Raw genomic sequence first — 23,115 nt, 5'->3', positions numbered from 1 at the left:
ACATAGACAGAGGGAAGCACACCGCGCCATGGCAACTATTTTGGTCGTAGACGATGAACTGGGCATCCGGGACTTGCTGTCCGAGATACTGAACGACGAAGGCCACACGGTCGAACTCGCTGAAAACGCTGCGCAAGCCCGTGCCGTGCGCGCCGTGCTGCGACCCGATCTGGTGCTGCTCGACATCTGGATGCCCGACACCGACGGCGTGAGTCTGCTCAAGGAATGGGCCAGCAGCGGCTTGCTGTCCATGCCCGTGATCATGATGAGTGGCCACGCCACCATCGACACCGCCGTCGAAGCCACCCGCATCGGCGCCACCGCGTTCCTTGAAAAGCCCATCACCCTGGCCAAGCTGCTGAAAGCGGTTGACCAGGGATTGAACAAAACCGGGGTCAAAACTGGCGCGGTTTTGACCCCCGCCAAAAACGGTTTCAACGTGGCCGTTGAACTCACCGTGGAATCGGCCATGACCGGCGGCACCCTGCCCGAGATGGTGATGGACATCGGCCCACAGTCCCAGCAGTCGTTCAATCTGGAAGGTCCGTTGCGCGAAGCCCGCGACGAATTTGAAAAGGCTTACTTTGAATTTCACCTCGCCAAAGAGTCTGGCTCCATGACCCGCGTGGCCGAAAAGACCGGGCTGGAGCGCACCCACCTGTACCGAAAGCTCAAGCAGCTGGGTGTCGATCTGGCCCGCAGCAAACGCAACGCGCTCTGATCGGCATTGGCGTTCAGAAACGCCAATAAAAGGTGCTATACTATCGCTTCTGTTTGGCCCGGTAGCTCAGTTGGTAGAGCAGCGGATTGAAAATCCGCGTGTCGATGGTTCGATTCCGTCCCAGGCCACCAAACATTCAGAAAGCCCAGCTTCAACGGCTGGGTTTTTCTTTGACAGACAGCCGTGAATTCACCTGGTGCGTCAGCGGTGGCTTCGGTCAAAGAAACGGTTTGCGGGATTAGCTCAGTTGGTAGAGCGATACCTTGCCAAGGTATAGGTCGAGAGTTCGAGTCTCTTATCCCGCTCCATATCGCTGCCCATGTGGCTCAGTGGTAGAGCACTCCCTTGGTAAGGGAGAGGTCGCGGGTCCGATTCCCGCCATGGGCACCAAGCGCCCAACGCCTTCAAAAGCCCGCTCCTTGCAGCGGGCTTTTTGCTTGCTGTGGTTTCACCTCAGCCGGGCTTTAGCCAGATGCTTTTTCCAGCGCCAGGCGCTCACAAGCCTGGCCGCTGAGCTGGCATGTGCCTTCGGCTGTGAGCCAATGGACGGTATGGCCCACACAGCCGGTTTGGCAGACGAGCTGGCGGGTCGATGCCACGCGTTCCCAGTCGGGCTGCTCGCTGGCACCCAGGCGCTGCGGTGTTGTGCGTTGCGCTGTGGGTGGGATGCTTGCTGGCGCTGTGCGCAGCGCCCAGCCCCACAGCACCGCCGTGCGTGCCACAACCAGCTGAGCGCCAAGCCGCAACACTTCACCCCCAAGGCTTGCCGCTTCTTCTCCACGTGCCGGACCCTTGTGCCCCGTCCGCAGGTGCTGGGTGGGCGTGTTGCGTGGGTGCAATGGGCGGAAGATCAGGTTGTGCGCGGTGCCGGCTTCCTGTGGGCGTGCGGCTGCGTTTACGAAGTTCAGGTGCCTGGCATGAGCATTTCAAATAAGAACGATTCTTGTTTTTTGAGGTATGACCATCTTTTTCAAATGGATGGAGCGACCGGCGCCGCGCAGCCGGCAGCGACGGCCCATAAAAAAACCGGCCGAATGGCCGGTTGGTTGATCCCGTGGGGGCGGGATGCCGCGGGAACGAGCGTTCAGTTGAACGGACGTGGCACGGGGGTTTTGTCGGTGGACGGTGGCAACACCGGTAGGGCGAACTGGGGTTGCTGACCCGTCAAGGTCTTCAGGAAGGCAACGATCTTGGCGTTTTCGTCTTTCGTGTATTCACGACCCAGCTGCAGCTTACCCATGAGGTCCACCGCCACGGTCAGGGTGGGGGCTTGGCCGTCGTGGAAGTAGGGGTAGGTCAGTTCCACGTTGCGCAAGGTAGGCACCTTGAAGTTCAGGCGGTCGGCGTCTTTGCCGGTCACTTCCTGGCGGCCTTGGGCGGTGCTGGCCGTTTTGTACGGTTGCACCAGGCCCATTTTCTGGAACGAGGTACCGCCCAGGTTGGGGCCGTTGTGGCAGGCCACGCAGCCGCTTTCTTTGAACAGCTGGTAGCCGGCCAACTCGTCCTTGTTCAGGGCTTTGTTGTCGCCATCGAGCCAGCGGTCAAAGCGCGAGTTCGGCGTCACCAGGGTTTCTTCAAACGCGGCAATGGCGGTGGTCACTTCGTCGATGCTCAGCTTGTCGCTCTTGAAGACGGTTTTGAACTCATTCACGTAGCCGGGAATCGACTTCAGGGTGTCGATAGCCAGCTCGTGCGTGAAGGCCATTTCGCCTGGGTTGGCAATGGGGCCGCCGGCCTGGTCTTTCAGCGTGGCGGCACGGCCGTCCCAGAACTGCGCTAGGTTCAAGCTGGAGTTGAGCACGGTGGGCGAATTGATGGGACCCTGCGACCAGTTGTGGCCAATGGAGGTCTTGAGGTTGTCCGAACCGCCCATGCTCAGGTTGTGACACGAGTTGCAGGAGATGAAGCCCGACTTGGAGAGGCGGGGATCAAAGAACAGCTTTTTGCCCAGCTCCACCATCGCAGGGTCCATGTTGCGGGGCGCGGGGATGGTCTGTACCGGTTCGTCGCGCTTCTGTGCCAGGGCCGTGCCAGCTGACATGACGGTGGCGGCGGCCAATGCGCACAGAGTCCAGGTGAATATTCTTGAGGTTTTCATGATCGACTCGCTGTAAATGAATGACGTGTCAGCGAGGCTGGGGAGAGGGCGGCCTGTTTTTCCGCAAATCCATGCCGCTGACAAGGTCAATGTATGCGGGTTGACCCTAATGGTTTTTGATCCTCATCAAACCACAGAACGATTTGAATAGGTTTTGGCTATGGCTTAAATAGCCAATTTCTGCACCGGGTTTGCAAAAGGTCTGTGGGTCGACGATGCGCTGAAATCAATGCCAGCCGGGGCTTTTTCGCAACAAAAACTGTAGCGGAGTGGCTGCCTCGGCCAAGCTCTCGGCGGGGCGCCGGGTGCCGCGGATGGTTTGGCCGCAGTCTTGCGGAACGCCCGCCCATACCGCGTCAATGGCCACGCCGTCGGCAGACTCGTCGAGGTTGAATTCACCTTCGATCGCGTCGCCCGAGACCAGGGCCTGCAGGGGCGCGCCCGCTGCCGTGCGCTGGATGTGCCCGCGCACGCTGCCGGGGAATTCGGGGTGGCGCTCAAACCGCACGGTGCCGGTGGACGTGGGCGCAGATGCGCTGCCCTCGGGCGGCCACAAGGTGAGCTGCCACGCGCCGTACAGGTGGGCCGGCGTCACGGCGGACGCTTCAGTGCAGGCCAGGGTTGGTGCCGGGGTGGTGGGCTGCTGGCCCCAAGCGCCGGGCGCCAGCAGCAGGCCCAGCAGCGCGCTCCATCGGGTGCCGGGTTTCAAGCGTTTCATGGCGTTTCGGCCGCTTTGGCGGCGGCTGTTTCGGTGGCGCGCTGGGCAAATTCGGCCCGCAGCGCGCGCAGTTTCTCGCGTGGATCTTCTTTCACCGTGTTCTGGTCCAGCCCCATTTCTTGAATGAAACGGCTGGCCTGCCCTGGAATGCTTTCACGGCCTTTCTTGCGGCGCTTGAGCCAACTCACGGCCAGCGTGCGCTGCGCCCGCGTGATGCCCACGTACATGAGACGCCGCTCTTCTTGCAGGCGCTGTGCCATGCTTTCGGTGGTGGCGTCGCTCTGGCCGGGCTCTTCTTCCATCTTGAAGGGTAGCAGGCCTTCGTTCACGCCCACCAGCATCACATGGGGCCATTCCAAGCCTTTGGACGCGTGCAGGGTGGAGAGGGTGACCATGTTTTCGTCTTGCTCGCGCTCGCTCAGGGTGGAAATCAGCGCAATGGTCTGCACCACTTCGAGCAGGGATTTGCGCTCGGTTTCGGTCTTCGCACCGCCGTCGTCTTCCAGCTTGCCGCCGCAGCGCCCGGCCACCCAGTCGCAAAAATCCATCACGTTGGTCCAGCGCGCGGCCGCTACTTTTTCGTTGTCTTCGCTGTCGTACAGGTGCTTTTCGTAGTCGATGTCTTTGAGCCACTCGGTGAGAAACGCGCGCCCCGCTTCGTGGCCCACGGTGTGCTTGGCGCGGTACTCCAGGTCGTTCACGGCGCGGCCGAACTCGTGCAGCGTGGCCACGGCGCGGGCGGGCAGGGTGGCGGCCAGCGAATGCGAAAACAGCGCCTCAAACAGGCTCAGCTTGTACTGCGTGGCAAAGTTGCCCAGCTGCTGCAAGGTGGTGTGGCCAATGCCGCGCTTGGGCGTGGTGGCCGCGCGCAGAAAGGCCGGGTCGTCGTTGTTGTTGGTGATCAGGCGCAGCCAGGCGCACAGGTCGCGAATCTCGGCCTTGTCGAAAAAGCTCTGTCCGCCCGACACCTTGTAAGGAATTTGCGCCCGCCGCAGCGACTGCTCAAATGGCCGCGCCATGTGGTTGGCGCGGTACAGGATGGCGAAGTCGCGCCACTCTTTGTGGGACGACGAAGCCTGAAGGCTCTGGATGCGCGCCACCGCGCGCTCGGCCTCGTGTTCCTCGTTGTCGGCGTCCACCACCCGCACCGGCTCGCCCTCGCCCAGGTCGCTCCACAGCGTCTTGGGGAACAGCTTGGGGTTGGGGCCAATCACGTTGTTGGCCGCGCGCAAGATGGCGCTGGTGGAGCGGTAGTTTTGCTCCAGCTTGATGACCTTGAGCTCGGGAAAGTCCTGCGGCAGGCGCTTCAGGTTGTCCAGCGTGGCGCCACGCCAGCCGTAGATGGACTGGTCGTCGTCGCCCACGGCGGTGAAGCGCGCGCGCTCGCCCACCAGCAGTTTCAGCAGCTCGTATTGCGTGGCGTTGGTGTCCTGGTATTCGTCCACCAGCACATGGCCCATCTTTTTCTGCCAGCGCTCGCGCACGTCCAGGTGCTCGGTCAACAGCTTCAGCGGCAGGCTGATCAGGTCGTCAAAGTCCACGCTCTGGTAGGCCGTCAGGCGCTCTTCGTAGCGCGCCATGATGGTCGCGGTCACGCGCTCGTCGTCGTCCTTGGCCAGCGCCAGCGCCTGGGCCGAATTCAGGCCCGCGCTTTTCCAGGCGCTGATGGCCCACTGCCACTGGCGTGCGGCGGCGGTGTCGGTGCTGCCGCCGCAGTCTTTCAGGAGGCTGGTGATGTCGTCCGTGTCCAGAATGGAAAACTGCTTTTTCAGCCCCAGCGCGGCGCCGTCTTCGCGCAGCAGTCGCACGCCCAGCGCATGAAACGTGCAAATAAGCACCTTGCGGGCATCGCGCCCCACCAGCTGTTTGGCGCGCTCGCGCATTTCGCTGGCGGCTTTGTTGGTGAAGGTGATGGCCGCAATGCGGTCGGCCGCCAGGCCCGCCTGAATGAGGCGGCCAATCTTGTGCGTGATGACCCGCGTTTTGCCCGAACCGGCCCCGGCCAGCACCAGACACGGCCCGCCCAGGTGGTTCACGGCGTCAAGCTGGGCAAGGTTGAGGCCAGAGGCGTTGGCAGACATGGAAATAAGCGGGGCCGTGCGCAGAAATTGAAGGGTTGGGTGGTGCGCAATGACAGTGAAGTACGCCCGAAGAGCGTGAATGATACCGGCGTGCCCCGCGCTGTGTGCCGCTGGTTCCAGGTGGGTACGGGCCGCCGTTGGGGCCCAGCCAAATGACGTTTTCCCATGTTGGCTGCTCTGTAAAGAACGTAAGCGCAGGTTGGCCCCCGGTGCCACCGGTGACATGGGCTTACAACCCAGGCCCGGCGCTTGATTTTTGTCACTTGAGACCCGGCGCAGCGTCCTTACTGTGCCTTCATGCGCGGCGCTGTCTTGCCGCAACGAAGGATGAACGATGCAACGAAAGCAATTTTTGCGGTTTATGGGTGCCACCCTGGGTGGCGTGGTGCTGACTGCCTGTGGCGGAGGCGACGAAGAGCCAACCAGCACGCTGGATGCACCGGCGGCCAGCACGGCGGCGTTGAGCGCCGAAGACCTGTCGGCAGAAGAAATCGCCGGCCTCATGTACATGCGTGAAGAAGAAAAGCTGGCGCACGACGTGTATGTGGCCCTGTTCAATGTGTGGGGTGCCAACGTGTTCAGCCAGATTGCGCTGAGCGAGGCAGAACACACCGAAGCCGTTCGCCGGTTGATTGAGGCCCACGGCCTGCCGGACCCGGCCGCCACCAACCCCGCCGGTGTGTTTGAAAACGACGACCTGCAAGCGCTCTACGACAAGCTTGTGGGCATGGGCCAGACCAGCCTGATCGACGCGCTGAAAGTGGGTTGCCTGATTGAAGAAAAAGACATTCAGGACATCAACGAGAAGAAGGCTGAGGTGCTCGACGAGCCCGATATCGTGCAGGTGTACGACAACCTGCTGTGCGGTTCACGCAACCACCTGCGCGCCTTTAACGCCACCCTGCTTGACCAAGGCGTGACCTACGAAGCCACGGTGCTGTCGCAAGCCGAATGGGATGCCATCGCCTCGTCGGCGCAGGAAACCTGTGGCGGGTGAAGGGCGCATTGGCCGGCTCAACGCGTGGCTTGAGTCTGCTCAACGGGGCGTGCTTGCGGTGGCTGAAACTGAACAGTAAGCGCCGCGAGGCAGGCGCAGCTTGAAAGTGCGTATGGGAATTCTGAAAAAACCTGGCGGTGCCTTGGGCGCGGGGCCCAAGTGGGTGGGGCGGTGGTGCGCCACTTGCCTGGTGGTGTTGGCCGGCTGCGGCGGGGGCACGGCAACCACCGGGGTGGAACCACCGCCGCTGCCCGGCGACGGTGACGGCAGCACGGTACCCGCACCCACCGACCTTCCGCTCTTCATCGCCGCTTCGGCGCCCAGCAAGTTGTCGGCCTGGCGCCACCTGCTGAGCGACGGCCAAGCCCTGCGCCTGTCGCCCAACGTGGTGCCTTACAGCCTGAACACGCCGCTGTTTTCGGACTACGCGCACAAATTTCGAACCCTGTGGTTGCCGGCTGGCCAGCAGATCCACTACACGGCAAGTGGGCCGCTGCTGTTTCCGGTGGGTGCCGTGGTGACCAAGACCTTTTTTTACCCCCGCGCCACCGCGCAAGACCCGGGCTTGCTGGGCGCCGCCAAAACCGAGCCGATGGACGCCGGTGAGGTGGTGGATCTGGTGGCCAACCGCCTGATTGAAACCCGCCTGATGGTGCGCGAGCCCAGCGGCCGCTGGGGCGCCGTGACCTACGTGTGGGACGCCGACCAGCAAGACGCCACGCTGGTGCGCAGCGGTCAAAACATCGGTATTGAACTGGTGGACGCGGGCGGCGCGCGAACCCCATTCACCTACGCCGTGCCCACCGAGGCCCAGTGCGTCACCTGCCACGCCACCAACGTGTCCACCGGTACCTTCGAGGCCATCGGGCCGCAGGCCCACAACATGAACCGCTCCTACGCCTATGCCGCAGGCAGCTTCAACCAGCTGGAACACCTGGCCACGCTTCAGCTGCTGGCGGGCTACACGACGCCGCCTGCGCCCATGGTGGTGTGGAACGACACCGCCGCACCGCTCAGCCAGCGCGCCCGCGCTTACCTGGACGTGAACTGTGCTTCTTGCCACAACAGCGCGGGCCGCTCGGGCCACACCGGCTTGTGGCTGGGGTTGGGCGTGAGCGATCCCCGCCATCTTGGCGTCTGCAAACCGCCGGTGGGTGGCCAGCAAAACGGCCGCTTCAGCTTTGACGTGAACCCCGGAAATGCCGATGCCTCATTTCTGTACTACCGGCTTGGGAACTACCGCATCAACAGCGAGCCGCCGCGCGTGGCCATGCCCGAGCTGGGCCGCCATGTGTTCCACACCGAAGGCAATGCACTGGTGCGCGACTGGATCAACGCGATGGCGCCCGGCTGCCCTTGATCCGCTGAGCGCTTGAGGCGCTTCAACCAGCTGCCATCAGCCAGGCCGTGAGACCAAAGCCCGCGTTGTAAACCGCGTGCACACCCACCGCAGGCCACACGCTGTTGAAGCGCTCGCGCAGGTGCCCCAGCACCAGCGACGGCCCCGCCACCGCCAGTGCCCAGGCCAGGGGCTGCGCACGCAAGTGCAGCAGCACAAAGGCCACCGTCACCAGCACATTGGCCCAGGTCAGTGGGCCTGTGCGCCGTGGCCGACCCTGGCGTGACAGCCAGGCCAGCGCCTGCCCCTGCAAGATGCCGCGAAACACCAGCTCTTCCAGCAGCGGCTGCACCAGCACCAGCGAAACCCAGGCCCACAGCCCCAGCGGTACCCGCATGTGCGGCCCGGCCCAGGCGCTGAGCGCCAGCCACACCGGCACGGCGGCCAGCAGCGCCAGCGCCAGGTGCGTGTCGGGCGGCCAGGCGCGCAGCGGTGGCTGGGGCCAGGTCAGGCCAGACTCAACAGCGAACGGAGTCCGCTTGTCGGGTGCGGCTGGGCGGCTAGGCGGCGGGGTCATGGCCTCGATCTTCCCATGGGGGCTGGGGGCAGGCATGAAAAAAGCGCCGCCTGTTGCCAGACGGCGCCTTGTCAGTTTTCAGTCGCCTGTTTGTGCAGGCTCTGGCCACGGACTCACTTCAGCACGCTCAAGCCGCCGGAACCGGCCGCCACGTACACGCGGCCGTTGTGAATCGCGGTGGCCGCTGCACCTCCCACAACACCCTTGATGGCCACGATGGATGGCTTGGCCACATCGCTCCAGTCGAGCTTGACCACACCGGATTCGCCGTAACCCACATAGAACAGGAGGCGCGGTGTGGGGCTGGTGGTGCGAACCCCAGCAGCGTTGATGTACGGCGTGTTGGCCGGGAAGAACTGCGGCGTCATGTAGAGCGCGCCACCGCCTTCGTCGGCATAGGGCGTCAGGCCATCGGCATCTACATACTTTTGCAGCTTGAGGTAGCCTGCAGCGGTGGGCCGGCATTCGCCCACGCCACCCTGCTTGGCGCTCAGCTTGGTCACGTCGGTGAGGGTGGCGCAAACCTCAGGCGTCGGGTTGATGGCAGGACGCTCTTCAGTTGCAGGACGGATCAGGTCTGCCATGCGGTAGGCCACCAAACCAAAGCTGTCGTAGCTGAAGAAAGCGATGTCTCCGACGATGTGGACGTCCACGCTCTTGCCGTCAGCGGAACCAAACGCGTTGTCGTCGTCGGACTTCACCGGCTCAAAGGTCTTGAGCAGCTTGCTCATGGTCGGATCGGTGAGATCGACCGTCAGGTCCGACTGCAGACCGCTGGCCAGGAATGCCGTCATGTCCACCACCGAAATACCGTAAGCGCCTGATGCGACCACCGCATAGGTCTTGCCGTTGACACTGTCCGTCCACAGCTTTACCGTGGCCGCGCGGCCCAGCGGCGACTTGCCCTTGCTGCCGGCGTTGTCGGAATCACCAATGTTGCCCACCACATGGTTCACGAGCGTTGCAGGGTCTGCCGTTGTGTCGTACACCGTCAAGCCGTTGTCGCCGTCGGCCACGATCGCGTACTTGCCATAGAAGGCCACGCCATAGGCATGGTCTTGGCCCGTCACTTCAACGGGACCCGTTTTGCCCGCGTCCGTGCCGTGCTCGTAGATGCCGCCGAACGCGTTCAGCAAGGCAGGTGCGCCCGCAGCCGCTGTGCCGTCCAGCACCTTGGACAGGTCCACCCGGCGCATGCCCAGGCTTTGGCTCATCACGTAGGCCTTGCTCGCGTCGCTGCCAAAGCCCACCTTGAAAGCGTGCGGTGTCGGCAATACGTTGCTGCCTGGGCTGGGGTACTCGCTCTGAAGTGTGTTGGCCACCAGCCTAAGGTCGTCGATGGGGGTCAGACCATCGGCAATGCGCCAGACGCTCATGCCGTGCGGGCCGTCTGCGAAGTACAGGTGGTTGCCCGACACCGTAACCCCTTCACCGTGGCCGATGGCGATAGGCTGCGTGGCCGAGCCGTCTTCGGCGGCGCCGATCTCGTTCGTGCTCACCAGATTCACCGGCACGGCGAAACGGTTGGCCACTGGCGTGGTCGAGGCCTGGTCCAGTTCGATGAAATCAACGAAGCTGACGCCACCGGCGCCGGAAGACTGCACGGCATCCACCGTGCCCGCCGCAGCGGTGCTCATGGTGGGCATCAGGAACAGCGAACCACCGTGGCCGTTGATCTCGCCCGTGGAGAGCAGCATCGGGGCAGCGTACTGACCGCCGGTTTCGTTGGGCACCAGGAAGGCCGGCAGCGACTCGTCACCCACTGGTACTGGGTGCATGTCGTAAGAGGTGACGAATTCGTAGTCAGGCCAGTAGACGCGTTCGTCTGTGTTGTTGTTCCAGCTGCCATCCGTACCTGTGCCACCAGCGTTCTTCCACTTCGTCTTGGGGTCCTCGGCGCCGCCCACCACCACCAGGCCAGCAAAGTGGTCGGTGTAGTAAGCCTTGTAGCCGCTGCCCTCAGCGTCGGGCACCACGCGCACGTCCATCACGCCAGCTTCCTTGAGCATGCCGGAGCCGAAGTGCGACAGGATGCCTTTCTTGTCGGTATTGATCGGTGGCTCGTCCGGGCCGTGGGCTGGTGCTGCGGGCACGTAGCCGGCGTAAACCGGTTTTGTCGATGCAGACGCATTCGTCACATCCACCGCTACCAAGCCACCCAGCGAGTAGGCGACGTAGGCCATGGTCTTGGTGCCGTCGCCGTCGGGCAGATCCACCAGCTCCACCGTGCGGGCGTTGTAGTAATACTTGCCGTAGCGGTCGAACTCAGCCCAAGGGTAAAAAACGCGGTCGTTTTTGTTGCCCAATTCTTCGGCGGCCTGCACATACGTTGGCATGCCGTCTGCAGGGTCAACCACACCGTCTTCGGCAGGGTCCACCCCACCGGCGACTACGCCAGCTTCAAGGCTGGCGTCAGGGCAGCCAATTTTGCGTTTCGGATAACCAAACCAGTCTTCCTGCCGTCCGCCACCGCCGGTGTAGGCGCAGTCGGTGTACAGGTTGTAGCTGCTGAGCGCGCTCAGGTCGGCCGGGTTGTAAATGGCGACACCCAGGAAGCCCAGCGCTGCGTACAGCTTGCCGTTGTGCTCCTTCAGGCTCAGCGGGCCACCCCAAGGGTTTTCGCCCGCGTACTTCAGTGTCCAGACCCCGCTGCTGGGCGTGAGCGCACCGTCACTGCTGGCTTCGATCAGTGCCGACAGCGCGATCTTCTGGATGCCAAAGGCCGTGTTAGCAATGAACAGCTGGTCGTCGGTGGCGTTGTCCGGGGTGGGCGTGGTCTGGTCGTCAAACACCAGCACATCGTTCACCGGACCGCCCGTATTGCCGGAGGCCGCTTCCTCGGTGAAGACCGTGCCGCCGCCATCGGAATAGGTGAATTCTGGCGTGTCGTAGTTCACCGTCAGGGTGCGTAGCAAGGTGGGTGCCGCGGGGTCGGTGATGTCCACCACCGCAATGCCCTTGCTGCCCATAGACAGCAGGGCGTAGTCCGTGCCGGCATCGCCGTAGTCTTTGACCACGGTAATGTTCTGGATGTAGCCCGGCACCGTAATTTCGGCCAACGCCTCCTTGCCCATTCCGATCTTGGTCACGGCAAAGCGGTTGGCCATACTGTAGAGCGTGTAATCGGTAGTGCCGTCGCTGTACAACTCCACCGCCTGCGTGCCGCCACCCACTTGCGCGGCCAGCGTGTCAATGTTGGCCTCGATGAGGCTGGACGGCACCGGTGCTTCCAGTGAGTCCGAGTCACCGCAACCACTGGCCACGAGGGCCAATGCAGCTGCGATGACCATGCCCGCCGTGCGCAGCGGGAGGTAGTGTTTGCGTTGCCTGGTGTGACTTTTCATAAAACCTTCCTTGGGTCAATGGACCGTTAACAAAGTGCAGGTTGCACCCATCAAGCTCCGAAGATCCAAAATTCCTTGCTTGAAGTTACTTCCCTCATGCTGAATTTTGGGCACCGAGGTGCCGTGCCAATTGACCGGACTCAATGGCTCGCGTGAATGGTGGGCGCCAGGTTGGGATGTCTTTTCCACGAATCATTTGGTGGGTTGGTGCTGGGGGCTGGCCGCTGTTGTGTCGGTTGAACAATCAGTCTCGCGGGGCTTGTTGACAAGGCCACACAACGCGTTCCAAAGAAACGCCACCCGATTCGGGTGGCGTTTTCAGGCCGTTGCAGTTCCAACCCGGGGCGCGTCATCCCCGGTGCAGCACCGCTGGGCTCAGTGGTGGCGAGCGCGGCGCAAACCCCAGCCCACCAGGCCGAGGGCGGCCAGCAGTGGCAGCACAGGGTCCACCGGGGTCTTGCCCGTAGAAGCGCTGCAGCCACCGCCGTCGCTCGTGGAAACCACCGGGTCAACAGGTGTGACCGGCGTGACGGGAGCGGGCTCAAGTGGCGTCGGATCGCTGCCCAAGAAGGAGGGCTCATCCTGGTTGTCGGCCACCACCGGGATGATGCGTATCGTGAAATCGGACGTGGTGGTTCCCGGGTCGTTGTCCAGGTCGTCACCCACTTTCACGATGTAGTTGATACCCAGGTTCAACACGTCTTCAATCCTGGCCACCGAATACAGGGGATCGGCCGCCCAAGCTGCAAACTGTGCTTCTGTCACCGGTGCCGAGCCCGAGTCGTTGTTCAGTACCCAGGCTGAGCCGTTCCACCACGCCTTCAGCACAGCATCGGTGGTTGGGTCGTTGTCGTCATCGTGGAAGATGCCGCTGGGCTGCCACTGGCTGGGCAGCCAGTCGCCAAACAAAGTGCCGTAGTTGCTTTCCAGCTTGGTGGTGGATGCAATGGTGTCTGAGTTGAGTAGGTTAAACGCCGGGTCTGCAGGTGCGTAAGGGTTGGGGTAAGTGGTGCAGGTGCCCTCCGAGCAGGACTGCACCACGCTGAACCCCGCCGTTCGGGTGTCGAAGAATCCATTGGCGTCGAAGTTCTTGTCAGCCGTTCCGAAGAGCCCGTGCGAGAAGGTGGCCAAGCCATCGCCCTCAAACAGGTCAGAGCCATCCAGCGTTACCGCTCCCTGTGACTTGGAGCCGCCTTCCCCGAGACCCAGGGACACGTGCAGCTTGTCCGCAATGCCCAGATCACCAGCAGGTCTGAAGTCGGTTCCCAAGCCACGGCCGACCACAATTTTGTAACCGCCGAGACGCTTGTCGGTGTAGTTGTTGATCTTGCTGAAAACCTGATAAGGCGTTAGTGACCCGTTGTCGGTTACGTTGAAAACCAGATCGATTCCCTCGCCTGCTTCACCATTGGCCTTGTTGGCAACCGTTGAGGCCAGCATGGCGACCTTGAAACGTTTGTGTGACTGAAAGCCGCTGGAACAGATCACGGGCTCTGGTGAGGTGCTGTCTAGATAGGCGTCAAGACCCGTCGAACTGTCGTTGGCGCCCAGGTAGGAGGTATTGATCAAGCAGTTTTCGGGCTTACCGTTGCTAACCTTGTTGTCGCCGTTGACCGCCTTTATGCCTGTGGGCTCACCCACCGGCCAGTCTTTGCCGGTCAGTCGGGCCATCACCTTGCCTGCCAGATCTTTGACCATGCTGGCAAAGCTATCGCCGACCAGCATTGGTGCGTAGTTGCCCGTGGCTGGGTCGAATGTCTTGCCTGAGGGGGTGGCATCCTCGGCTCGCGTGAGCGTCACGTCCACGTTGCCCAAATTCCAGGCGCCCACACAGGCTGTGGTCATGCTGTCGTCTGCACCGCAGGCGCCCAGTTTCCCAGCCGTGTTGTTTGTGTTGTCTATCGTGCCGGCATACGCGCTGCCCGCCACCAACATCCCGGTGATCGCCAGACTGACGGCGCTAGCGCGCAACGCCTTTGGCTGTGTGTGTTTCATCATTCCATATTTCCCAAAAAAGTTAAATCCAGCCCTCGCATGCATCGGAAGACGGCGCACCAAAAATTGCTCCTACCAATACCCCTACCCCTATCGATCTCCTGACGTATTTTTCGATCGGGTGGTGGTTGGTCAATTGAGTGGACGCAATGGATCAAAGAAAAACGCCGCTCAAGGCCTGAGGCCCGGCGGCGCTGTCGGTTGGCAGGGCCGGGACTTCAGGTCCCGGCCCGTTGGGTGCGTTTAACGGCGGCTGGCGCGGCGCAGGCCCCAGCCCAGCAGGCCCAGCGCAGCGATCAGTGGCAACACTGGATCGACCGGGCGCTCACCGCTGGCAGCGCTGCAACCACCGCCATCGCTGGTGGCCACCGGCGGGGTCACGGGGTCAACCACCTCGACTTCTGCGATGTCTGCACTGCGGTAGGCCGCGGCCGATCCGGTGGCGTTTTCGGTGTTGAACGTGCCGTAAACGCGCTTGCCGTCCGGGCGTGCCACCAACTGTGCTTCGAAGGCATAGTCTTCGTCGTCAAACAGGCTGCCGCGTTCGGTGGAGTACTCGACCGATGGACTGAAGCTCAGCCCGCTGTCCCGGCTGGCCGTGAGGTAGATGCCCAAGTCTTCAGGGCCGTTCGGGTCGAAGGGCGACACATTGGTTTGCGAGCCATAGGCCACGAAGATCATGTTTTTCGCCTGGCACAGCGTTGGGTCGGTCGTGGTCGCGTCAGTCGGGTTGCCCGTTGGGCAAGCGGTCGGATTGCTCGGCGGCGTGCCAAAGAAGCGCGGCTCACGCACGTTGATGCGCCTGTCGGTGACGTTGGTGATGTTGTAAGGCAGTGCCCAACTTCCGGTGCTGGTCGCAGGGTCAAAGGTGTACTTGCGCACCCAGAAGTTGTAGTTGTCGAGTTGCGCCCACATCTTCACCAGGTCGTTGGTGTAGTTGTAGCCAATCCACAGCTCATCGCCACGCAGCACGCCGCGGTGGGCCAGCGCGTTTTCAACACCATTTGCTTCCGTGCCATCGCCCAGACCGTTGTCGGTCGCGCTCAGGTTCGGTGCACGGCTGCTGATGTTTTCGGGCATAGCGTTGGACAGGCCAATGGCACTGGCGTAGACCGACGTGGAGCAGTTTGTGTCGACGGCCGGAACCATGTTGGTCGAGGCTAAGCCACCCATTCCGCGGCGCACCACGATATCGGAAGGACCGCCCTGGTCGAACATGCCTTCTTTCCAAAAGATGGCCATGTTCACGCCCCCGGGCGAAGCGACGCTGCCCTCCTGGGTGAGGAAGCGCACCCGTCTTGCATTTTTCAGCGGATTGCTGATCACGCAGCCTGGTTCCGCTTTGGGTGGGGTGTTGTACGGGAAGCTCAGGTAGCGCACGAACTTGCCCGAGTCCAGCCCCTCGGAGCCCTTGGTTTCTTCCCAGGCCAGCACCGTGGTGGAACCCACCATGCCGATATTGGGGCGCGACGCGCCCGCGTTGCCTTTCTCCACCTCCTGGCCGGCCGACTTGCCGTCGAGGTTGGTACCGTCGGCTGAAAAGACGTGAGAGATTTGACCGGACAAGCCCACACCGTCGGTGTTGTCGGTCAGGCGGTAGGCTTTGGTTCGGGTCGACGCATCACCCGGTCCAAACGTGATGACCCCGCTGGCCACGTCTGCGTAGGTGTACCAGACCTCGGTGCCCCCGGTCACGTTGGCGCCAGAGGCGCCATCGCCCGGGCCATCCGCGTCGCCAGGCTGCAGGCCTTCAGGGTCTTCCTGCCAAGAGATGTTGATGCGGCCTGTGGCCGTGGTCGAGTTGTAAGCACCGCTGCTGGCGTCTTGCTTGGCATCGCGTTCGCCGGTGCTCAGTTGCACCGCCGGCTTCCAAGTTACGCCGTTGTTGAGGGAGGCCGCCATCCAGGTGCAAGAGAAAGGAATGATGCGGCTTTCGCGGTCCAGGTAGCGTATGGCCCGCTGATTCAAGTTTTGATCACCATCGGTATCAGCCGCTGTCAGGTCTCCATTGGGGCAGTATTTGCTGGTCCAGGTCAGCACCATCACCGGGCCGCTGGTCTTGATGTTGGGTTTGTCGATGTCGCCGTAAAACGCCGAGCGGGTGGTGCCACCGGCCTGCCACGCTGTCGCGATGCTGGACTTGTCTGCCGAATTGGACACATTGACTGGAGCAGACCACTCGCTGTCCACATCACACGTTTTGCGTGGCGTGGTGGTGGTGTCTGTTTCCGGTGTTGGCGTGCAGGTGCGAACAAAAATGTCGCGCGCCTTGCGCTCCTCTTGTGCTTTGGTGTCGTACACCACCGGGGCGTCTTCAAAACTGTCGCCATACGCCATCACCAAGTTGCCGTTGGCGCCGGCTCGCTGGATCTTGGGCTTGTGGCCGCTGCCCCCACCACTGATGATTTGTTCCTCTTTGAGCTGGATCTGCAGTTGGGTCGCCGCATAAGCGACACCCACCACCGCCACCGCACCCAGCACCCCCAGGTGCTTTCGCTTCAATTTCATATCGACCTCCGTAAAAAATGGCCTGAGCCACAAAAAAACAATCTGTGAACAGTGTCGAAAAGAAAACAATTTTTCAATTGAGTTCGCTCAATCACGTGGAGGTTTGGGGGTGGCTTTCAGAATGCGCTGTATTGACGCGCGGCCATGTGTTTCCATGCAGCGGCCGCAGCCGCCAATTGCGGCCGAATAGGCGGCGTGTTGCCGCTGAATATGCTCGGGTTTGGGGTGTGATGTCGATGGGCTTCACAGCCGATCGCCTGGGGTTCAGGTGTTCTTCCTGGCGGTTTGGTGCGTATTCGCTATCCCCCAGCCGCACATTGAAAAGAAGGCTGTCCCAGTGTGGGAATGGCCTGATGGCTAACTCATTAACTCATTAACTCATTAACTCATTAACTCATTAACTCATTAATCAATGCGGCACAGAAACCAGCAAGGTTGAAAAACCAAACAAATGGCATTTCAACTTGCGGGCCGCCACAATCGCATCGGCCGTTTCCTCAAAGTTGACGAGGAAGATGTCGTGGTCTGATGCGGCGTTTTGCGGGCGTTCGAGCGCGGTGATCTCGCCGACTTTGCCGTAGCGGCTGGCAATGGCCAGCAGGCCACCCAGCACGGCATGTTTCGAACCCATGTGGCTGAGTGCCTGTATTTCTGGCGCGCAGGCAGTCAGGCTGCCTTGTGGTTGCGTGGATATGAACATGGCATCTGCTCCGTTTCAAAGCGCCAACAGGTCAAGTTACCTTGACTTGGCGCAGGCTACCGCCGGGCTTTTTGGGCAGCGTCAGTTCCAGCACGCCTCCGCTGTACTTGGCGGCTGCGGCGTTTTCGTCCACGTCTTGCGACACTGTGAAGCTGCGCGACACGCTGCCGTAGTAGCGCTCGCTGCGGATCACCTTTTCGCCTTCTTTTTCCTCTTTTTCCTTTTTCACCTCGGCGCTGATCGACACCATGTTGCCGTCCACCGACACCTTGATGTCGTCCTTGCTCACGCCCGGAATTTCGGCCTTGACCGTGTAGGCTTTGTCGTCCTCGGTCACATCCAGCCGCATTTGCGGTGCCGTTTCATTGGAGCCGTACACCGGGCGCAGGGCAAAGCCTTTGAAGAACTCGTCGGCAAAAGGGTCCATGCGGGCCAGTTCGTTGAACGGGTTGAATCGGGTGATGCTGGTCATGCTGATAACTCCTATCAGGGTTGGCGGTCAAAAGGCAGGTTGAGATTCAATAGAAAGACGGATTGGGGTCATTTTTGCACCGAGCGTTTGTGTTTTTTTGCCGGGCTTTGTCGACCATTGCGACCGCAGGCCACCCGTTGGATAGGCATTCCGACACCGGTTCAAAATTGGCGGGCATGCAATACCCCACGCGGCAGCCGTTAGCGCTATCACGGCGCGGGCTTCTGCCTTGGGGCAGGTGTCGTGGGCTTTTGTGTGCATAACCTGGTGCTTTGCCTGCATAGAGTAGAGGGCCGGGTTGCGCCGCCGTGGGTAGGGTTTGAAACGATGGGCTATTGACCAAAACCTGTGGGTTGTGGCGTGCCTGGCGATGTCAGCCATGAGCATCCCAGCCGCCCCACCTGTGTGTGCCATTCCCCAATGGGGTTCTACCTTGGGATTAACCCAATGGCATCAACCCATGGCACAAGCTTAGCTTTGCTAAGTCATTGGGCCTATACAGCAAGAGCGTGATTTTGAGTACCTGAAATCAGGTATTTGACGTTCTGGTGTGCGCTGGCGTGCGTTGGTTAGTGGCTGCGTTGCGTCGCTGACACGGCCGCTGCGCGCGCAGCCTGGTGCGGAGTGGGCGCTGCGCCCCGGCGCTTATGCCGTGACCAAGCCTTCGCGGATGGCGTATTTGGTGAGTGCGGCCAGGTTGTGCATGTCGAGCTTGCGCATGATGTTGCGCCGGTGGGTTTCGGCGGTACTGGGCGCTATGTGCAGGGCCGTTGCTATTTGCGCCGTGCTGTGGCCTTCGGCCAGCAGGCTCAGCACCTCTTTTTCGCGCCGGCCCAGGGCGTTTTTTTGCGCGTCGCTGGTGGGCGAGCCCTGCCGCGTGGCGGCGTCGGCCAGCACGGTGGCCGCTTCCGAGCACAAGTAGGTTTTGCCCAGCGCGGTCTGCTGTATGGCGCGCACCAGTTCGTCGCCTGCGGCCGACTTGGCCACATAAGCGGTGGCGCCGGCGTGCAGCATGTCCAGCACAAAGCGCTTGTACACAAAGGCCGACAAAGCGATCACCCGCACGCCCGGGCGCTGGGCGTGCAGGCGGCGGGTGGCGTCTATGCCATTGAGGCCGGGCATGCTCACATCCATCACTACCACGTCGGGCCGCAGGGTGTCCACCAGGGCCTGCACCTGGGCGCCGTCTTTGGCCTCGCCCACCACTTCCATGCCTGGCGCGTGGGCCAGCATGGCCCGCAGGGCTTCGCGAAACATGGTGTGGTCGTCTACCAGCAGCACCCGGATGGTCATGGTTGTTCCTTTTGAGGGGCCTCAATGGGCGTTGTGCCGTCTTCAAGCATGGGCACCGACAGTGTGACCACCGTGCCGCTGCCGGGCGTGCTCACCACGCTCATGCTGCCGCCCAGGTAGCCCAGGCGCTCGCGCACGCTGAGCAGGCCAAAGCCGCCACGGCCGTTGTTGGTGGTCAGTTTGTCCGGGTCGAAGCCGGTGCCGGCGTCGCTCACGCTGATGTTCAGCCGCTCGCCTTCGTTGTGCGCGGTGGTCACGTTCACCGCGATGGTGGCGGTTTGCACTTTGGCGTGTTTGGCCACGTTGATCAGCAGTTCGCGCACCGCCCGGAACAGCGTGGCGCTGACCGACGGGTCGAGCGGTTTGAGTGCGCCGTCGTCGTGAATGGTCACGCGCAGCTTGTAAATGTGCATGATCTCGTCGGCCAGCCAGTCCAGCGCGGGGATCAGGCCCATGTCGTACAGCATGGGCGGGCTGAGCTGAAAGGTCATGGTGCGCACCCGGCGGTTGGCCTCGTCCACCGCCGTGGTGCACTCGTCCAGCGCTTTGCGTTGCGGCGCGCTGAGCTTCAGCCCGGTCATGGCGGCGGCTTTGAGCTTGATCAGCGCAATGAGCTGGCCCAGGTGGTCGTGCAGGTCTTGCGCCAAGGCGCGGCGCTCGCGCTCTTCGGCCAGTGCCAGCGCGGCGGCCAGGGTGCGCATCTTTTGTGTGCGCTCGCGCAGTTCGCGCTGGTGGGCGGCGGTCATGTCGCTGCGCAGGTTGCGCAGGCTTTCTTGCGCCAGTTGGGTTTCGGTGATGTCGGTGTAGGTCACGATGACGCCGCTAACCTGATCGTTGTCTCCCCGGTAGGGCAGCACCCGGCGCAGAAACCACAGCCCGTGTTCGGTCTGAAACTCCAGGTGCACGGGCTTGAGCTTGGCCAGCACCTGCTTGGCCGCGTCCACCAGGCCGCCGCCACCCAACTCGGGCGAAAAGTCGCGTATGGGGCGACCCACGTCGTTGCCAATGAAGTGAAACAGGCCCTGCGAGGCGGGAGTGAACCACTTGATGCGGAACGCCGTGTCCAGGCACACCGTGGCAATGTCGCTGCTGGCCAGCAGGTTGCGCAGGTCGTTGTTGGACACCTCCAGCTCGCGCACCTTCACCTCCAGCTGCTGGTTCACCGTGGTGAGCTCTTCGTTGAGCGACTGCAGCTCTTCTTTGGAACTCTCCAGCTCTTCGTTGAGCGAGCGCAGCTCTTCGTTGACCGACACCACCTCTTCGTTGGACACGGTGAGGTCTTCGTTGGCCATTTTCAGGCGCTCAATGGTGTTTTGCAGGTCGTCGCGGGTGACGCGCAGCTCGTCTTCCAGCTGGCGCACCAGCGCGCCTTCGGCGCTGCCGTTGCCCGGCACCATGGCGGGCTGGCGGGCGTGTTCAAACACCACCAGAAACAGGCGCCCCAAGTCGCCGCCGGGGGTGGGTGTGACGGTGAGCTGCACGGCATGGAAGCTGCTGCCGTGTTTCATGCGCGCGTCGAGCACCTGCACCGTGGTTTCCCCCTGCGCGGCTTCGCGCAGCGCGGAGCGCACGTGTGATCGCAGGCCGTCGCGCACCAGGGTCAGCAGGTCCAGCGTGGGTGCGCCGCGCGGGCGGACCAGAAATTCGTCGGTCGGGCCGCAGAAATACAGCACCTCAAAGTGGTTGTTCACCAGTACCGAGGCGGGCGAAAACCGGTCCAGGATCAGTTGTTGCGCAATGCCAGCGGCCTGACTCAGGCGCGGAATGCCGCGCACCGGCGCCGTGGTCGCACCCGTCTCACGCGACTCGCCCAGCACCGCCGGCAAAGCGGGCACGGGGCTGCGCACGCCGCTTTCGCGTCGGTAAATGCGCCACTTGGCCGACACCGGTTTGAACAGGTCTTCGCGCCCGCTGACCGACTCGGCCGTGCCCAGCAGCAGGTGGCCGCCAGGGCGCAGCGCAAAGTGAAACAGCCCAATGATGCGTTGCTGCACCTCGGGCTCCAGGTAAATCATGACGTTGCGGCAGCTGATGAGTTCTACCCGCGCAAACGGCGGGTCGGAAAACAGGTTTTGCACGCCAAACACCACCGCTTCGCGCAGCGCCTGGTTGACCTGGTAGCTCTGCTGCTCGGGCATTTCGGTGAAGTAGCGGCGCAGCCGGGCCGGGGCGATGTGCGTCGCAATGCCGGCCGGGTAGCGCCCGCGGCGGCCCACTTCCAGGGCTTCGGTGCTGGTGTCGGTGGCAAATATTTGCACCGGGCAGGTTTTTCGGGCCAGGCGCAGGCGGTCGAGCACCAGCATGGCCATGGTGTAGGCCTCTTCGCCGGTGGAGCTGCCGGGGACCCAGATGCGGATCGGCTCGTCGCCATGTTTGCTGGCCACCAGCGGTGCAACCACGTCAGCGTCCAGCGCAGCCCAGGCTTCGGGGTCGCGGAAGAACTCGGTCACGCCAATGAGCAGGTCGCGAAACAGGGCGTCCACTTCTTCGGGGTCGCGCTTGAGCAGGGCGGCGTAGTCGGCGTCGCGCAGCATGCCGTGCATGCTCATGCGCCGCTGGATGCGCCGGCGCAGCGTGCCGCGCTTGTAGCCGGCAAAGTCGTAGCCGCGCTGGGCCTTGATGGCCTTGAGCATGTCTTGCAGCGCTTTGTTCGGGACGCCTTCCAGCGCCACTTCCTCGGTGCTGCGGGCATAGGGGTGGCTGGCGTAGCTGGCCAACACGTTGGGCATGCGCTCGACCGGCAGCACGTAGTTGGTCACGCCCGAGGCCAGCGCGCTGTGGGGCATGCCGTCAAACTGGGCGCTGGCGGGGTCTTGCACCAGCACCACGCCGCCGTGGGCGGCAATGGTTTTCAGGCCCAGGGTGCCGTCACTGCCGGTGCCCGAGAGCACGATGCCAATGGCCTTGGCCTTGCGGTCTTCGCCCAGCGAATGGAAGAAGTGGTCGATCGGCAGGTGCAGGTGCTGCTGTTCGTTGCGCGGGGTCAGGCGCAGGTGGCCATTGACCACGGCCACCTCTTTGTCAGACGGCGCGGTGTACACATGGTTGGCTTCAATGCGCGTGCCGTCGGTGGCTTGCACCACCGGCATGCTGGTGCATTTGCCAAACAGCTCGGCGGCCAGACTGGTGTGCGAGGGGTCGAGGTGCTGAACGATGACGAAGCCAATGCCCGTGTCGTTGGGCATGGCCCGAAAGAGGTTGCGAATGGCGTCGTACCCGCCGGCGGACGCGCCGATGCCGGCCACGCAGGGCCCTGGATCGGCGCCGCTGGATGCGGGCTCTTCGGTGCTGGGCAGCGCAGGGGCCGCAGCGGCAGTGCTTTGGTCGGGGTGTTTCGGTGCGGGCTTGTTCGGCAAGGTACCGATCCTCTTGGTTGGGTCTATGCCGGATTGGGTTCAGAGAGCCTAAGCTTCAGCATGCGTTGGTACATATGGACACATTGTGGCGTCTGCGCAGCCGCTGTGGTCTGCGTTGGCTCAATGTGTTGCAGGTTTTGCGTCAGGGGCCGGTTCAGGCGGCGCGGTGGCGCCCCTTCAGGACGGGTTTTTGCGCACCAGCGCACCCTCGGCGGCCTGGGCGCCGTTTTCGTATGCGCCTTCCCCGTGGTCCCCGTTGGACCAGCGAAAACTGCCTTGGCCGTGGTGCTGGCCGCGCACCACATCGCCTTCAAAGCGGTTGCCGTTGGCAAAACCCAGCTGGCACTTGCCTTGCGGTTCGTCGTCCACCCAGCTGCCGTTGTAACCCTGGCCGCTGACCCACACAAACCCGCCCTGGCCCTGGCGGCGGCTGGCATGGTGGTGGTAACCCACGGCGTGCCGCGCTCGCGGGCTTGGGTCTGGTGGCGCAGCGCTGGCGACGGGCGCGGGGGCTGGGCCTGGCCTGCGCCCAGGGGCGACTGGGCGGGTGGCTCGGTGTCGGTGGCGCTGGTTTGGGCCCCGATGGCGGCGCATGCTGGCCAGAGCGGGGCGCCCAGCGCGGTGCGCGTGGCGGAACTCTGCGGGGTGCTGCTGGCGTTGTCAGCGGCCTGTCGGCCATGTCGGCCAGATCGAAGTTCAGCGTGTCGGGCCGTATGCCTTTCAAGATGGCCACGACCTCTTCGCTGTGGCTGTCTTGCGTGGCCAGGGCCTGCACCGAGGCCATGCGCTAGGAGTCTGCGCGGCAGAAGCGCATGGGCTGCAACGGATGGAGAAAAGGCCCACTTCGCCTCGGTTTTTCCGGCTGTGGCGACGGCCACCGTCCTCAAAAGCAGGGCCCAATGGGGCTCTTTTCCCA

Annotated in this window: 16 protein-coding genes and 3 tRNA genes; 6 read left to right on the top strand and 13 right to left on the bottom strand. The window is 62.8% G+C overall.

The genetic code is table 11. The features are described 5' to 3' along the window. The first annotated feature begins 28 nt into the window (after nt 1-28). From ACTG4K_RS13635 to ACTG4K_RS13620, 4 genes are all read left to right on the top strand, one after another. Complete coding sequence (locus tag ACTG4K_RS13635) at nt 29-721, top strand: response regulator (RefSeq protein WP_439114757.1); 693 nt, start codon at nt 29-31, stop codon at nt 719-721. Nucleotides 722-776: 55 nt separating this feature from the next. Next, a tRNA-Phe gene (locus ACTG4K_RS13630) sits at nt 777-852 on the top strand. Between the two features lie 101 nt (nt 853-953). Then, a tRNA-Gly gene (locus ACTG4K_RS13625) sits at nt 954-1,029 on the top strand. A gap of 7 nt (nt 1,030-1,036) precedes the next feature. Beyond that, a tRNA-Thr gene (locus ACTG4K_RS13620) sits at nt 1,037-1,111 on the top strand. Nucleotides 1,112-1,185: 74 nt separating this feature from the next. Here the strand turns inward: ACTG4K_RS13620 and ACTG4K_RS13615 are convergent. From ACTG4K_RS13615 to ACTG4K_RS13600, 4 genes are all read right to left on the bottom strand, one after another. Next, complete coding sequence (locus tag ACTG4K_RS13615) at nt 1,186-1,443, bottom strand: hypothetical protein (RefSeq protein WP_439114756.1); 258 nt, start codon at nt 1,441-1,443, stop codon at nt 1,186-1,188. 362 nt (nt 1,444-1,805) lie between these two features. Further along, nucleotides 1,806-2,819 (bottom strand): cytochrome-c peroxidase, encoded by a 1,014-nt coding sequence (locus ACTG4K_RS13610; RefSeq protein WP_439114755.1) that lies wholly within the window; start codon nt 2,817-2,819, stop codon nt 1,806-1,808. 226 nt (nt 2,820-3,045) lie between these two features. After that, a complete protein-coding gene (locus ACTG4K_RS13605) occupies nt 3,046-3,537 on the bottom strand; it encodes a hypothetical protein (RefSeq protein ID WP_439114754.1) in 492 nt (163 codons plus the stop codon). Then, entirely contained in the window at nt 3,534-5,618 is a 2,085-nt protein-coding gene (locus ACTG4K_RS13600; protein WP_439114753.1) for an ATP-dependent helicase, read from the bottom strand. The genes ACTG4K_RS13605 and ACTG4K_RS13600 overlap by 4 nt, the downstream gene beginning before the upstream one ends. Nucleotides 5,619-5,952: 334 nt before the next feature. On the opposite strand from ACTG4K_RS13600, the gene ACTG4K_RS13595 reads away from it, so the two are divergent. Further along, a complete protein-coding gene (locus ACTG4K_RS13595) occupies nt 5,953-6,615 on the top strand; it encodes a DUF2202 domain-containing protein (RefSeq protein ID WP_439114752.1) in 663 nt (220 codons plus the stop codon). Between the two features lie 112 nt (nt 6,616-6,727). After that, complete coding sequence (locus ACTG4K_RS13590; protein WP_439114751.1) at nt 6,728-7,975, top strand: SO2930 family diheme c-type cytochrome; 1,248 nt, start codon at nt 6,728-6,730, stop codon at nt 7,973-7,975. 22 nt (nt 7,976-7,997) lie between these two features. On the opposite strand, the gene mrtJ is transcribed toward ACTG4K_RS13590, so the two are convergent. The 9 genes from mrtJ to ACTG4K_RS13545 all read right to left on the bottom strand — a co-directional run bounded on the left by mrtJ (nt 7,998) and on the right by ACTG4K_RS13545 (nt 22,652). Next, nucleotides 7,998-8,531, bottom strand: coding sequence for a JDVT-CTERM system glutamic-type intramembrane protease MrtJ (mrtJ, locus tag ACTG4K_RS13585; protein WP_439114750.1), 534 nt, complete (start codon nt 8,529-8,531; stop codon nt 7,998-8,000). A 113-nt stretch (nt 8,532-8,644) separates the two neighbouring features. Further along, nucleotides 8,645-11,875, bottom strand: a complete 3,231-nt coding sequence (locus ACTG4K_RS13580) for a hypothetical protein (protein ID WP_439114749.1) — start codon at nt 11,873-11,875, stop codon at nt 8,645-8,647. Nucleotides 11,876-12,250: 375 nt separating this feature from the next. Continuing rightward, the gene (locus ACTG4K_RS13575; RefSeq protein WP_439114880.1) at nt 12,251-13,930 is read right to left on the bottom strand and encodes a choice-of-anchor F family protein; all 1,680 of its coding nucleotides are present in this window, start codon (nt 13,928-13,930) and stop codon (nt 12,251-12,253) included. A gap of 183 nt (nt 13,931-14,113) precedes the next feature. Further along, a complete protein-coding gene (locus ACTG4K_RS13570; RefSeq protein WP_439114748.1) occupies nt 14,114-16,378 on the bottom strand; it encodes a choice-of-anchor O protein in 2,265 nt (754 codons plus the stop codon). A 409-nt stretch (nt 16,379-16,787) separates the two neighbouring features. Continuing rightward, nucleotides 16,788-17,078 (bottom strand): hypothetical protein, encoded by a 291-nt coding sequence (locus ACTG4K_RS13565; RefSeq protein WP_439114747.1) that lies wholly within the window; start codon nt 17,076-17,078, stop codon nt 16,788-16,790. A gap of 31 nt (nt 17,079-17,109) precedes the next feature. Beyond that, nucleotides 17,110-17,550 (bottom strand): Hsp20/alpha crystallin family protein, encoded by a 441-nt coding sequence (locus ACTG4K_RS13560; protein WP_439114746.1) that lies wholly within the window; start codon nt 17,548-17,550, stop codon nt 17,110-17,112. 645 nt (nt 17,551-18,195) lie between these two features. Beyond that, entirely contained in the window at nt 18,196-18,843 is a 648-nt protein-coding gene (locus ACTG4K_RS13555; RefSeq protein ID WP_439114745.1) for a response regulator, read from the bottom strand. After that, entirely contained in the window at nt 18,840-22,199 is a 3,360-nt protein-coding gene (locus ACTG4K_RS13550; protein ID WP_439114744.1) for a chemotaxis protein CheB, read from the bottom strand. Before ACTG4K_RS13550 ends, ACTG4K_RS13555 begins: the two co-directional genes overlap by 4 nt. Before the next feature lie 177 nt (nt 22,200-22,376). Continuing rightward, nucleotides 22,377-22,652 (bottom strand): hypothetical protein, encoded by a 276-nt coding sequence (locus tag ACTG4K_RS13545; protein WP_439114743.1) that lies wholly within the window; start codon nt 22,650-22,652, stop codon nt 22,377-22,379. Between the last annotated feature and the right edge of the window lie 463 nt (nt 22,653-23,115).

The sequence above is a fragment of the Hydrogenophaga sp. genome (assembly GCF_965657535.1).
Taxonomy (GTDB): domain Bacteria; phylum Pseudomonadota; class Gammaproteobacteria; order Burkholderiales; family Burkholderiaceae_C; genus Hydrogenophaga.
This window is presented reverse-complemented; position numbering and strand designations above follow the sequence as displayed.

Coding starts and splice junctions, on each gene's coding strand:
- ACTG4K_RS13635 (WP_439114757.1), top strand. CDS start 29: ATGGCAACTATTTTGGTCGTAGACGATGAACTGGGCATCCGGGACTTG.
- ACTG4K_RS13610 (WP_439114755.1), bottom strand. CDS start 2,819: ATGAAAACCTCAAGAATATTCACCTGGACTCTGTGCGCATTGGCCGCC.
- ACTG4K_RS13605 (WP_439114754.1), bottom strand. CDS start 3,537: ATGAAACGCTTGAAACCCGGCACCCGATGGAGCGCGCTGCTGGGCCTG.
- ACTG4K_RS13600 (WP_439114753.1), bottom strand. CDS start 5,618: ATGTCTGCCAACGCCTCTGGCCTCAACCTTGCCCAGCTTGACGCCGTG.
- ACTG4K_RS13595 (WP_439114752.1), top strand. CDS start 5,953: ATGCAACGAAAGCAATTTTTGCGGTTTATGGGTGCCACCCTGGGTGGC.
- ACTG4K_RS13590 (WP_439114751.1), top strand. CDS start 6,728: ATGGGAATTCTGAAAAAACCTGGCGGTGCCTTGGGCGCGGGGCCCAAG.
- mrtJ (WP_439114750.1), bottom strand. CDS start 8,531: ATGACCCCGCCGCCTAGCCGCCCAGCCGCACCCGACAAGCGGACTCCG.
- ACTG4K_RS13580 (WP_439114749.1), bottom strand. CDS start 11,875: ATGAAAAGTCACACCAGGCAACGCAAACACTACCTCCCGCTGCGCACG.
- ACTG4K_RS13570 (WP_439114748.1), bottom strand. CDS start 16,378: ATGAAATTGAAGCGAAAGCACCTGGGGGTGCTGGGTGCGGTGGCGGTG.
- ACTG4K_RS13565 (WP_439114747.1), bottom strand. CDS start 17,078: ATGTTCATATCCACGCAACCACAAGGCAGCCTGACTGCCTGCGCGCCA.
- ACTG4K_RS13560 (WP_439114746.1), bottom strand. CDS start 17,550: ATGACCAGCATCACCCGATTCAACCCGTTCAACGAACTGGCCCGCATG.
- ACTG4K_RS13555 (WP_439114745.1), bottom strand. CDS start 18,843: ATGACCATCCGGGTGCTGCTGGTAGACGACCACACCATGTTTCGCGAA.